General features: G+C 57.1%; 8 protein-coding genes. 2 read left to right on the forward strand and 6 right to left on the reverse strand.

Annotated features, from left to right (window positions below):
* Positions 1-77 precede the first annotated feature (77 nt).
* The 5 genes from narI to SK50_RS14810 form a co-directional block, all read right to left on the reverse strand.
* On the reverse strand, positions 78-755 hold the full coding sequence (gene narI / locus SK50_RS14790; RefSeq protein WP_017384241.1) for a respiratory nitrate reductase subunit gamma: 678 nt from the start codon (positions 753-755) through the stop codon (positions 78-80).
* Positions 755-1,465, reverse strand: coding sequence for a nitrate reductase molybdenum cofactor assembly chaperone (narJ, locus tag SK50_RS14795; protein WP_048229606.1), 711 nt, complete (start codon positions 1,463-1,465; stop codon positions 755-757). The genes narI and narJ overlap by 1 nt, the downstream gene beginning before the upstream one ends.
* Complete coding sequence (gene narH, locus SK50_RS14800; RefSeq protein ID WP_017384243.1) at positions 1,462-2,997, reverse strand: nitrate reductase subunit beta; 1,536 nt, start codon at positions 2,995-2,997, stop codon at positions 1,462-1,464. The genes narJ and narH overlap by 4 nt, the downstream gene beginning before the upstream one ends.
* Positions 2,994-6,737 carry a nitrate reductase subunit alpha gene (locus tag SK50_RS14805; RefSeq protein WP_048229608.1) on the reverse strand — a complete coding sequence of 1,248 codons (3,744 nt, stop codon included), beginning with the start codon at positions 6,735-6,737 and terminating at the stop codon, positions 2,994-2,996. The genes narH and SK50_RS14805 overlap by 4 nt, the downstream gene beginning before the upstream one ends.
* A 381-nt stretch (positions 6,738-7,118) precedes the next feature.
* Positions 7,119-8,516, reverse strand: a complete 1,398-nt coding sequence (locus SK50_RS14810) for a NarK family nitrate/nitrite MFS transporter (RefSeq protein WP_017384245.1) — start codon at positions 8,514-8,516, stop codon at positions 7,119-7,121.
* A gap of 309 nt (positions 8,517-8,825) precedes the next feature.
* Here SK50_RS14810 and narX point away from each other — a divergent pair, with 309 nt between their 5' ends.
* Positions 8,826-10,622, forward strand: a complete 1,797-nt coding sequence (gene narX / locus SK50_RS14815; RefSeq protein WP_033486844.1) for a nitrate/nitrite two-component system sensor histidine kinase NarX — start codon at positions 8,826-8,828, stop codon at positions 10,620-10,622.
* Positions 10,615-11,265, forward strand: a complete 651-nt coding sequence (gene narL / locus SK50_RS14820; RefSeq protein WP_003856701.1) for a two-component system response regulator NarL — start codon at positions 10,615-10,617, stop codon at positions 11,263-11,265. Before narX ends, narL begins: the two co-directional genes overlap by 8 nt.
* A gap of 1 nt (position 11,266) precedes the next feature.
* On the opposite strand, the gene SK50_RS14825 is transcribed toward narL, so the two are convergent.
* Positions 11,267-12,685: a YchO/YchP family invasin gene (locus tag SK50_RS14825; RefSeq protein WP_017384247.1), complete on the reverse strand. Its 1,419-nt coding sequence runs from the start codon at positions 12,683-12,685 to the stop codon at positions 11,267-11,269.
* Positions 12,686-12,722: the final 37 nt, after the last annotated feature.

Raw genomic sequence — 12,722 nt, forward strand, 5'->3', positions numbered from 1 at the left:
CACCCGGCATCCGCACGCCCCCCTGGATCGGGGACAAAAAAAACCCCGCAAATGCGGGGTTGTATTAATACAGCGAATCAGCGACGGGCACGCACAACCTGATATTTGCGCGTCAGGTACTCCACCGGCGCACTCCAGATGTGCACCAGGCGAGAGAATGGGAACAGCACAAACAGGGTCATACCCAGCACCAGGTGAACGCGGAAGATAAACGCCACGCCGTCCAGATGCTCAGAAGCGCCCCCGCGGAAGGTCACGACAGACTGCGCCCATCCAACCAGCTTCATCATCTCGCTGCCGTCCATATGCTGCGCAGAGAATGGAATGGTCAGCAGACCAAGCGCACACTGCACCATCAGCAGGGAGAGGATCAGGATGTCCGCTCCGGTCGTGGTAGCCCGCACGCGTGGGCTGAACAGACGTCGTTTCAGCAGCAGCAGACCACCCACCAGGGTCATCACGCCACAGGCGCCGCCGGCAATCATCGCCATCTTCTGCTTCACGTCAATCGGCAGCCACGCTTCGTACATCCAGTGCGGGGTCAGCATCCCCAGGAAGTGGCCGGCGAAAATTCCCAAAATCCCGATGTGGAACAGGTTTGACGCCAGGTTCATCCCTTTACGATCCAGCATCTGGCTGGAGGCAGCACGCCAGGTGTACTGGCCATAGTCATAACGCAGCCAGCTTCCCACCAGGAACACGGTGCCCGCGATATACGGGTAAATGTCAAAGAAGAACATATTCAGGAAGTGCATTAGTGCTGTCCTCCGTTAGAGATATTCAAATATTGCGGAGCCACCGCTCCGGCAAAACGACGCTGATGCGCGGAGATTTCAGATTCGCCACAGCTCTGGTCAGCAAAGAATTTCACCTGCTCTTCTTCCCAGACGGCATCCAGTGCTTGTGGGGTATCGTCACGGGCTTCATCCGCAATTTTTTCCGCCACTTTTTGACTGTCAACCGAGGCGTTAGCCAGTTTCACCAGCAGATCGAACAGGACTGCATAGCTGCTCTCACGTTGCTGGAGACGCGCGCCGAGCAACGCCAGAATGGGAGCAATGTTCTGCAACCCGCCCAGCGCTTCCTCTTTCGGCAACTGCGCCAGATATTCCAGATACAGCGGCAGGTGATCCGGCAGCTCGCGGCTGTCGAGTTGCAAACCGTGCTGCTCGTACTGGCCCATCAGATCCACCATCGCCTGACCACGGTCGCGGGATTCACCGTGAACGTGTTCGAACAGCAGCAGAGACGTGGCACGGCCCCGGTCAAACAGCTGGCTGTAGTCCGCCTGCGCATCAAGAAGATCGCGTGCCAGCAGATCGCGGAGGAAAACGCCCAGCTTCTGGGCATCCTCTTTATCCAGGTTTTCAGATGACGCGAGTGCATCAAAGAGTTCCTGTTGATGCTGCACAAGCGCAGCATCAGGGTACTCGAGCAGACGCGAAACAATGACGAGTTCAATCATTGGTGCGGCTCCGTTTTGCTGGTCACATCCATCGCGTCAATGCGGCGGCTGTTGAACAGGTTGAATTTGCTGTCTGACCCGTGGCAACCGTCGCCAAAGGTAAAGCCACACCCACTTTTCTCCGGGAAGGCCTCGCGAGCCAGTTCACGGTGGCTGCTCGGCACCACGAAACGATCTTCGTAGTTAGCGATTGCCAGATAGCGGTACATCTCCTGCGCCTGCGCCTCGGTCAGGCCGACCTCCTCCAGCGCGCGGGTATCGTTAACGCCGTCAACGGTTTCCGCACGTTTGAAGTGACGCATCGCCAGCATACGTTTCAGCGCGAGCAGTACCGGCTGGGTATCCCCTGCGGTGAGCAGGTTGGCCAGATACTGAACCGGGATACGCAGGCTTTCCACGTCCGGCAGAATGCCGTTGCTGCCCAGTTCACCCGCGTCCGCCGCAGACTGAATCGGAGACAGTGGCGGCACGTACCAGACCATCGGCAGCGTGCGGTATTCCGGGTGCAGCGGCAGGGCCAGCTTCCAGTCCATCGCCATTTTGTACACCGGGGACTGCTGTGCGGCGTCAATCACGCTCTGCGGAATACCGTCTTTCAGCGCCTGCTCAATAACCTTCGGATCGTTTGGATCGAGGAAGACGTCCAGCTGACGCTGATACAGATCTTTCTCGTTCTCGGTGCTTGCGGCATTTTCAATCGCGTCCGCGTCGTACAGCAGCACGCCGAGGTAGCGGATACGACCTACGCAGCTTTCTGAGCAGACTGTCGGCATACCGGCTTCGATACGCGGGTAGCAGAAGATGCACTTCTCAGACTTACCGCTCTTCCAGTTGAAGTAGATTTTTTTGTACGGGCAGCCGGTGATGCACATACGCCAGCCGCGGCACTTGTCCTGGTCGATCAGCACAATGCCATCTTCTTCACGCTTGTAGATGGCGCCGCTTGGGCAGGTCGCCACACACGCCGGGTTAAGGCAGTGTTCGCACAGGCGCGGCAGGTACATCATGAAGGTGTTTTCGAACTGGCCGTACATCGCCTTCTGCATGTTCTCGAAGTTCTGGTCTTTGGCGCGTTTTTCAAACTCGCCGCCCAGAATCTCTTCCCAGTTTGGACCGCTGGTAATTTTGTCCATGCGCTGGCCGGTGATCAGCGAGCGAGGACGGGCGATCGGCTGGTGTTTGCTTTCCGGCGCGTTGTGCAGATTCTGGTAGTCGTAATCAAACGGCTCGTAGTAATCATCAATGCCCGGCAGATGCGGGTTAGCGAAGATTTTTCCCAACAACATGGCACGGTTACCCATGCGCGGTTGCAGTTTGCCGTTGATTTTACGGATCCAGCCGCCCTTCCACTTCTCCTGGTTTTCCCAGTCGGTCGGGAAGCCGGTGCCCGGCTTACTTTCCACGTTGTTGAACCAGGCGTACTCCATACCTTCACGGCTGGTCCAGACGTTTTTACAGGTGACTGAGCAGGTATGACAGCCGATGCATTTATCCAGATTCAGCACCATGCCGACTTGTGAACGAATTTTCATTTTACGCTCTCCTGTACCTGGTCATTACCTTCGCCATCTAACCAGTTAATATTCTTCATCTTACGTACCACCACGAACTCATCGCGGTTCGATCCTACGGTGCCGTAGTAGTTAAAGCCGTAGGCCAGCTGGGCATAACCACCGATCATGTGGGTCGGCTTCGGCGTAATACGGGTCACGGAGTTGTGAATACCGCCGCGCTGCTCGGTGATCTCAGACCCCGGCAGGTTAACGATACGTTCCTGCGCGTGGTACATCATGGTCATCCCGGCCGGTACACGCTGGCTCACCACCGCACGTGCCGTCAGGGCGCCGTTGCTGTTGAACACTTCGATCCAGTCGTTATCTTCGATACCCAGATCTTTGGCGTCCGCTTCGCTCATCCAGACGATTGGCCCCCCGCGCGACAGCGTCAGCATCAGCAGGTTGTCGCTGTAGGTGGAGTGGATACCCCACTTCTGGTGCGGCGTCAGGAAGTTCAGCGCCTTCTCAGGGTTACCGTTCGATTTCGCGCCCATCACCGCTTTCACGGAGCGGGTGTCGATTGGCGGACGGTAAACCAGCAGGCTTTCACCGAAGTCACGCATCCACTGGTGATCCTGATACAGAGACTGACGGCCAGAAAGCGTGCGCCATGGGATCAGCTCGTGAACGTTGGTGTATCCGGCGTTATAGGACACATGTTCATCTTCGAGGCCAGACCAGGTCGGGCTGGAGATAATCTTGCGCGGCTGGGCCTGAATATCGCGGAAGCGGATTTTCTCTTCCTCTTTATTCTTCGCCAGGTGCGTGTGGTCACGACCGGTAAACTCGCTCAGGGCCGCCCACGCTTTCACCGCCACGTGGCCGTTGGTTTCCGGGGCCAGGGTCAGGATCATCTCTGCCGCATCAATTGCCGTGTTCAGCATCGGCTGGCCTTTCGCCGGGCCGTCTGCTTTGGTGTAATTGAGCTTGCGCAGCAGGTCCATTTCGCTCTGGGTGTTCCAGGCGATGCCTTTACCGCCGTTACCGATCTTCTCTATCAGCGGGCCGATAGAGGTAAAGCGCTCGTAGGTTGCCGGGTAATCGCGTTCAACCGGAATAATGTGCGGCGCGGTCACGCCCGGGATCAGGTCGCACTCGCCTTTTTTCCAGTCCTTCACGTCCAGCGGCTGCGCCAGTTCGGCAGCGGAGTCGTGCTGGATTGGCAGCGTCACCACGTCGGTCTCTTTGCCCAGGTGCCCTACACAGACTTCAGAGAATTTCTTCGCGATGTCTTTGTAGATTTCCCAGTCGCTTTTTGATTCCCATGCCGGGTCAACGGCCGCAGACAGCGGATGAATAAACGGATGCATATCCGACGTATTCATATCGTCTTTTTCGTACCAGGTGGCAGTAGGCAGCACGATGTCGGAGTACAGGCAGGTACTGGACAGACGGAAGTCCAGCGTCACCACCAGATCCAACTTGCCGTCGAGACCGTTGTCTTTCCACTCCACCTCTTCCGGCTTTACGCCGCCCTGCTTGCCGAGATCTTTACCCTGAATACCGTTTTCGGTACCGAGCAGGTATTTCAGCATGTACTCGTGGCCTTTACCGGAAGAACCCAGCAGGTTAGAGCGCCAGATGAACAGGTTACGCGGATGGTTTTTACCGTTCTCCGGCTGTTCTGCCGCGAAGCGGATTGAGCCGTCTTTGAGGGATTTAACGGTGTAGTCCACCGGTGACATGTCCGCTTTCTTCGCCGCTTCCGCAATACGCAGCGGGTTCGTACCCAGCTGCGGCGCAGACGGCAGCCAGCCCATACGCTCAGCGCGCACGTTGAAGTCAATCAGGTGGCCGCTGTAGCGGGATTTATCCGCCATCGGCGACAGCAGTTCCTGGGCGGTAACCGTCTCGTAGCGCCACTGGCTGGAGTGGTTATAGAAGTAGGAGGTGCTGTTCATGTGACGAGCCGGACGCTGCCAGTCAAGGGCAAACGCCAGCGGTTGCCAGCCGGTCTGCGGACGCAGTTTTTCCTGGCCCACGTAGTGCGCCCAGCCGCCGCCGCTCTGCCCGACGCAGCCGCAGAAGATCAGCATGTTGATCAGGCCGCGATAGTTCATATCGAGGTGATACCAGTGGTTCAGACCGGCACCGACGATGATCATGGAGCGACCGTGGGTTTTGTCGGCGTTTTCCGCAAATTCGCGGGCGATACGGGTGATCTGGGCGCGTGGCACACCGGTGATCTGCTCCGCCCAGGCTGGGGTATAAGCCTTCACGTCATCATAGCTGGTCGCGCAGTTTTCGTCGTTCAGGCCGCGCTCCAGGCCGTAGTTCGCCATGGTCAGATCGTAGACGGTAGTGACCAGAGCAGTAGAACCGTCCGCCAGTTGCAGGCGCTTCACCGGCAGCTTGTGCATCAGAACGTTTTGCAACTCAACCTTGTTGAAGTGCTCGGAACCTTCACCACCAAAGTACGGGAAGCCGACATCGGCGATCTCGTCCTGGCTGCCCAGCATGCTGAGACGCAGCTCCGTCTCCTCACCCGTGGTGCCGTTACGCTGCTCCAGGTTCCATTTGCCTTTTTCGCCCCAGCGGAAGCCGATAGAACCGTTTGGCGCCACCAGCTCGCCGTTGCTGTTGCAGGCGACCGTTTTCCACTCCGGGTTGTTTTCCTGACCCAGCGCATCCACCAGATCCGCGGCACGCAGCATACGGCCTGCGGCGTAATAGCCGTCACGCTCTTCGAGCATCACCAGCATTGGCATGTCGGTATAGCGACGCACGTAATCGGTGAAATACTGGCTTGGCTTGTCGAGGTGGAATTCACGCAGCATGACGTGGCCCATCGCCAGCGCCATTGCGGCATCGGTACCCTGTTTCGGCGCCAGCCACAGGTCGCACAGTTTGGCGATTTCGGCGTAGTCCGGGGTCACGGCGACGGTTTTGGTCCCTTTGTAACGTACTTCGGTAAAGAAGTGCGCATCCGGGGTACGGGTCTGCGGAACGTTAGAGCCCCAGGCGATGATATAGCTGGAGTTGTACCAGTCAGCGGACTCCGGCACGTCGGTCTGCTCACCCCAGGTCTGAGGCGACGCTGGCGGCAGGTCGCAGTACCAGTCGTAGAAGCTCAGGCAGGTACCGCCGATGAGTGACAGGTAGCGCGCGCCGGAGGCGTAAGAGACCATCGACATCGCCGGGATTGGCGAGAAGCCTGCCACACGGTCAGGACCGTAGGTTTTCACGGTGTAGACGTTAGAAGCCGCAATCAGCTCGTTCACCTCTTTCCAGGAAGAACGAACGAAACCACCGCGACCACGCGCCTGTTTGAAGCTTTTCGCTTTGTCGGCATCTTCAATAATGGAGGCCCAGGCATCAACCGGATCGCTGTGCTGCACTTTCGCTTCACGCCACATTTTCATCAGGCGTTTACGCATCAGCGGGTATTTCAGACGGTTGGCGCTGTAGAGATACCAGGAGTAGCTGGCCCCACGCGGGCAGCCGCGCGGCTCGTGGTTCGGCATATCCGGACGGGTACGCGGATAATCGGTCTGCTGCATTTCCCAGGTCACCAGACCGTTTTTAACGAAAATCTTCCAGCTACATGAGCCAGTGCAGTTTACGCCGTGGGTAGAACGGACAACTTTGTCATGCTGCCAGCGTTGACGGTAACCGTCTTCCCAGTCCCGGTTGGTATCCAGAACCTGGCCGTGCCCATCGGCAAAAGTTTCACCCTTCTGTTTGAAGTAGCGAAACCGGTCCAAAAATTTGCTCATCGGGTATCTCCTGTGTGGAGCCTGTGGCTCTCTAAATCGACATTGCTGATTTGCAGCGAAGGTAACGCTATGAAAGATGGTGAGAATTGATAACGATCAAGACGAAGGGGGTCTCTGAAGGGGGGTATTAGATCAAATACCACCAAAGCGGTAGCCGTTAATATTTTTTAACTTTATGATTTATATAGATATATTTTATTTATCGTACAATAGTCGAGGCAAAATTTAACATCTTAGGTATTAAGGGGTAGACACACCTGTAAAGCGATGGCGATCACAGCGTTACCTGCGGGTGATCACGGGTAACGTCGATAGTATGTTGTAACTATTCAGTGTTTAAAAAAAGCGCGGCACTCAGGCCGCGCAAACGGATAATCAAGCTTACTTGTTTTTCTTGGTATTACGGCCATATACCAGCCACGTGATGACCACGCAGGCGATATAGAAGACGAGGAATACCTTCATCGCACCCGCCGGAGAGCCGGTCAGATCCAGTGAGATACCGAACGCTTTTGGAATAAAGAAGCCGCCAATCGCGCCAATCGCAGAGATAAACCCAAGCGCCGCAGCGGTATCGGTGGCGGCTTCACGCATTGCCTGCTCGTCGCTCCCGCCCTGCGCTTTCACGCGGTCCATGGTCAGCTTGCGGAAGATGACAGAGATCATCTGGAAAGTAGACGCACTGCCCAGCCCGGCGGTCAGGAACAGCACCATGAAGACGCCGAAGAAGGCAAAGAAGTTACCCCCCTCACCACCCGCAGGCAGCGTCAGGAACAGCAGCGCACAGAAGATGGCCATCACAACAAAGTTCACCAGCGTAACGCGCGTTCCCCCCAGACGGTCGGAGATCATCCCGCCCAGCGAACGTGCCAGCGCGCCGATAAACGGACCGAAGAAGGCAAACTGAAGGATCTGCACGTCCGGGAACTGGGTTTTAGACAGCATGGCAAAGCCTGCGGAGAAACCGATGAACGAGCCGAAGGTCGCCAGATACAGCAGCGCCATCACCCACAGGTGGCCACGCTTCAGCACTGGCAGCTGCTCGCTCAGTGACGCTTTGGACGCGGACAGATCGTTCATGAAGAACCACGCCGCCAGGGTAAAGACCACCAGGAACGGTACCCAAATCCAGGAGGCGTTTTGCAGGAACAGCACGGAACCGTCGGGCTGCGTCACACCGCCGCCGCCAAAGGCCGCAAAGATGGAGACAGAGATCGCCAGCGGGGCAATCAGCTGCATCACGCTCACGCCCATATTACCGAGGCCGCCGTTAATGCCCAGCGCACCACCCTGCTTCGCTTTCGGGAAGAAGAAGCTGATGTTTGCCATACTGGACGCAAAGTTCGCCCCCGCAAAACCGCACAGCAGAGAGATAATCACGAATACGCTAAACGGTGTGGAGGTATCCTGCACCGCAAAACCGAGCCACACGCACGGTACGATCATGATCCCGGTACTGAAAGCCGTCCAGCGACGACCACCAAAGACCGGCACCATAAACGCGTAAGGAACGCGCAGCAGTGCGCCTGAAAGCGACGGCAACGCGGTCAACATAAACAGCTGATCGGTGGTAAAGGTAAAGCCCACTTTTGGCAGGTTAACCGCAACCGCACTGAACAACATCCAGACGCAAAACGCCAGTAACAGACATGGAACGGAAATCCACAGATTACGACTTGCTACACGATGGCCGCGCTGTTGCCAGAACGCCGGATCCTCTGGACGCCAGTCTGTAATAACGGCACCAGTTTCCCTTTCGGGAGCGGAAGAGTGACTCATAGACACCTCTGATTCTCGAATGATGCTGCAAACATTAGGGCTTTAGAGCGGCGGTAAGTTGATATAAATCAAAGGAAAAGTGGGAGGTTTTGCGGCGAAAAAAAAGCCATCACTCTTAATGAGTAGATGCAAAACGTAAAAAAGGTGTGGTTTTTCACGGTGCTGACGCATCCCTGCTTCGTCCACCCACTAACCGTTACCCCTCTGGCAATTTAGAGGTAATCCTTTATTGGTATGGGTATACTCCAGGGTATGCACCAGAATAGCGCCATTCCTGCAATCAGGTCACGTCAGGAGCCCGGCAACTCTATGTTAAAAAGATGTTTATCTCCGCTGACGCTGGTTAACCAGCTGGCGCTTATTGTTCTGCTGTCCACCGCTATCGGTGTGACCGGCATGGCTATTTCTGGCTGGCTGGTACAGGGTGTACAGGGTAACGCGCATGCCATCAACGAGGCAGGCTCGCTACGTATGCAGAGTTACCGGCTGCTGGCGTCGGTGCCGCTGACGCAGGCTGACCAACCGCTTATCGACGAAATGGAGCGTACCGCATTCAGCCCTGAACTGGAAAGAGCCGCCATCCGTGACGGTCAGCAATCTCAGCTTAAGGCGCTTCAGGGCTACTGGCATACCCAGCTGGAGCCTGGGTTAAAGCGGGCGGAAGACCGGGAAACGGTCGCCCGGGACGTCGCCGGGTTTGTGTCACGCATCGATCATCTTGTCTCCTCATTCGATCGCACCACAGAGTTACGCATTGACCGTGTGGTGATGGTTCACCGCGCAATGGCGCTGTTTATGGGTTTGCTGCTGATTTTCACGGTTATCTGGCTACGCGCGCGGTTGCTTAACCCCTGGAAACAGCTCCTGGCGATGGCCCGCGCCGTCACACAGCGCGATTTTACCCAGCGCACGCACATCAGCGGGCGCAACGAAATGGCGATGCTCGGCGAGGCGCTCAACACCATGTCGGCAGAGCTATCAGAAAGCTACGCGGTACTGGAACAACGCGTCCAGGAGAAAACCGCCGGGCTTGAGCAGAAAAACGAGATCCTCTCTTTCCTCTGGCAGGCGAACCGTCGCCTGCATATGCAGGTCCCGCTTTGCGAACGTCTCTCGCCGGTACTGAACGGCCTGCAAAATCTGACTCTGCTCCGCGATCTTGAGCTTCGGGTTTACGACGTTGAAGATGAGGAAAACCATCAGGAATTTACCTGTCAGTCGGACATCTCCTGCGACGATAAAGGGTGTCATCTTTGCCCGCGCGGCTTGCCGCCGCTTACCACCAGCGGCACGACCCTCAAGTGGCGGCTGATGGACAGCCATACCCAGTACGGTATTTTGCTGGCCACCCTGCCCGCCGGACGTCACCTGAGCCACGACCAGCAGCAGCTGGTCGATACGCTTGTTGAGCAGCTCACGGCCACGCTGGCGCTCGACCGCCACCAGGAGAAACAGCAGCAGCTGATCGTGATGGAGGAGCGTGCCACCATCGCCCGCGAGCTGCACGACTCCATCGCCCAGTCACTCTCCTGCATGAAGATGCAGGTGAGCTGCCTGCAAATGCAGGACGAAGGCATGCCCGAGAGCAGCAAACAGCTGCTCAGCCAGATCCGCAACGAGCTTAACACCTCGTGGGTTCAGCTTCGCGAGCTGCTGACCACCTTCCGTTTGCAGCTCACCGAGCCGGGGCTGCGCCCTGCGCTGGAATCCAGCTGTCAGGAGTTTAGCGCCCGGCTGGGCTTCCCGGTGAAGCTGGATTACCAGCTGCCACCGCGTTTTGTCCCCTCTCACCAGGCGATCCACTTGCTGCAAATTGCCCGCGAAGCCCTGAGCAACGTGCTCAAGCATGCCGAGGCGACGGCCGTCACGGTCACCGTCAGCTGCCAGGATAATCAGGTGAAGCTCAGGGTTCAGGATAACGGCCGCGGCGTGCCGGAAAATGCCGAACGAACGAACCACTATGGTTTAATTATTATGCGAGACCGCGCGCAAAGCCTGCGCGGTGATTGCCAGGTTCGCCGGGGAGAGTCAGGTGGCACCGAAGTTGTGGTCACCTTTATACCCGAAAAGCCCCTCATAACTGCTCAAGGAGAAAACCATGACTAATCAGGAACCGGCATCTATCCTGTTGATTGACGATCATCCGATGCTGCGCACTGGCGTTAAACAGCTTGTCAGCATGGCGCCAGATATCACCGTCGTCGGGGAAGCCAGTAACGGCGAACAGGGTATTGAACTTGCCGAATCGCTCGATCCTGATTTGATCTTGCTCGATCTCAACATGCCGGGCATGAATGGCCTGGAAACCCTCGACAAGCTGCGGGAGAAATCCCTCTCTGGCCGGGTGGTGGTCTTCAGCGTCTCAAACCATGAAGAAGACGTGGTCACCGCCCTCAAGCGAGGGGCAGACGGCTATCTGCTGAAAGATATGGAGCCGGAAGATCTGCTCAAGGCGCTGCAACAGGCTGCCGCAGGCGAGATGGTGCTGAGTGAAGCGTTAACGCCGGTACTGGCCGCCAGCCTGCGTGCGAACCGCGCCACGTCTGATCGTGACGTCAGCCAGTTGACCCCGCGCGAGCGTGACATTCTGAAGCTGATTGCCCAAGGGCTGCCGAACAAAATGATCGCCCGCCGTCTGGACATCACCGAGAGCACGGTCAAAGTGCATGTCAAACACATGCTGAAAAAAATGAAGTTAAAATCCCGCGTCGAAGCCGCCGTCTGGGTGCATCAGGAGCGCATTTTTTAACTTACTCATCCGGCAGCAACTTCCACCGTGGATCGTCGGCAGGCATTGCGACGAGCGGTTGCACCACGGAAAGCGTGATCTCATTGGAGGAGACACGCTGCCCATCCTTATCTTCCACCACGGCCGTAAGCCGCCATGTATTTTTCGCCCCTTCCGAATCATCCCATGCAGGCATGATCACACTCCAGCCATCGCTGCTGTTGCCGTTTGCCGGTGAGGTCAGGCTGAGCGCCTGGGTATCACCCAGCCAGTGGATCTGCCGGATACCGTGCGTGCTGCGAATTTGCAGCTTCAGCATCACCGTTTCGCCTGGCTTAAGATCCCACGGCGGCGTGGCCAGATATACCGAGAGGGTTTTGCGCTGACGGAATTCCATCACGGGCAGATTATCGCGATCGGGTGAATCATAGCGGCTGCCCCGCAGCGAGCGCGTCGCCGCCACTTCCCCGGCGGAAAGCTGTTTCGCCAGCGGCACGCCAAAACGATAGTTGAGCTTCAGCCCGAGGTTATTCTGGCTAACGCCGCTCTCCCCCTGCTTATGGGCAGCCGTCAGGGTGACCAGCGGTACGGGGGTATAGTTCAGCCCCAGGTTGACCGCAACCGGGTTGTGATACCCCGTACCGCTGTTAAACAGATCGACGTTATCGCCAAAATACTGTTCAAAGCTGACGCTGGTGTTGAGGTGGTGAAACCAGGGAAGCCAGGCTTTGGCCGTTACGTCGTATCCGCGCGCCATGCGCTGCTCGCGGATGTCGGAACGCGGCTGCCAGCCAGCGAACGGCTGGTAGTAATTGGCCGACAGGCGCAGGTTTTCACCCCACGCCTCTGCGCCCAGCCCGGCACGTTGCAGGTTGTCTTCCAGCAGGTTGTCGTAAAAAGTGTTGTAGCCCAGCAGCCAGTTTCCGGCAACCCAGCGCTGACCTGCCCCGACGTTACTCACCAGCCCGTCTGTCTGCTGCGTCAGCCCAAGCTGGCTCCAGCTCAGATAGCGGGTGTTGTCGTTCCAGGGGATAAACCAGCTTCCGCTGCTGCCGTTAAAGTTGCCGTCGTCATCCACCAGCACATTGACGTTGGCGTTTCCCCAGGGTGAAAGCCAGGATTCAATCTGCTCGTTGACTTCCCCGCTCACGGCATCCCGCACCTTGCCAAACGCGAACTGTCGCGCCTGCTGCCCGGCCGTCAGGCCGTTATCGGTCATACTGGCTTCACCGAAGGCCTTAGCCATTTCAGCCAGATGCTTTTCGCCTTCGCTGGTCGGTTGCGCCATGCCGAGATCCGGCAGACTATCGCCGTTGTTATCAAACGGATTTTGCGCCTGCTGCACGAAGGATTTCGGCGCACCATGAACGGCTCCAGCCGTAAAAAGGGGGAGTAACAGCAAAAAACGGATGCGGGACGATACAGCCTTCAACGTCGTCAATCAGAACCTGTGTTTATGAACAAACACTTATTATGTT

This window comes from Enterobacter sp. BWH64 (assembly GCF_001037645.1).
GTDB classification, from domain to species: Bacteria; Pseudomonadota; Gammaproteobacteria; order Enterobacterales; family Enterobacteriaceae; genus Enterobacter; species Enterobacter hormaechei_C.

Bases quoted from the DNA above. Each gene is read 5' to 3' on its own strand.
- narI (WP_017384241.1), bottom strand. From the start codon at position 755: ATGCACTTCCTGAATATGTTCTTCTTTGACATTTACCCGTATATCGCG.
- narJ (WP_048229606.1), bottom strand. From the start codon at position 1,465: ATGATTGAACTCGTCATTGTTTCGCGTCTGCTCGAGTACCCTGATGCT.
- narH (WP_017384243.1), bottom strand. From the start codon at position 2,997: ATGAAAATTCGTTCACAAGTCGGCATGGTGCTGAATCTGGATAAATGC.
- SK50_RS14805 (WP_048229608.1), bottom strand. From the start codon at position 6,737: ATGAGCAAATTTTTGGACCGGTTTCGCTACTTCAAACAGAAGGGTGAA.
- SK50_RS14810 (WP_017384245.1), bottom strand. From the start codon at position 8,516: ATGAGTCACTCTTCCGCTCCCGAAAGGGAAACTGGTGCCGTTATTACA.
- narX (WP_033486844.1), top strand. From the start codon at position 8,826: ATGTTAAAAAGATGTTTATCTCCGCTGACGCTGGTTAACCAGCTGGCG.
- narL (WP_003856701.1), top strand. From the start codon at position 10,615: ATGACTAATCAGGAACCGGCATCTATCCTGTTGATTGACGATCATCCG.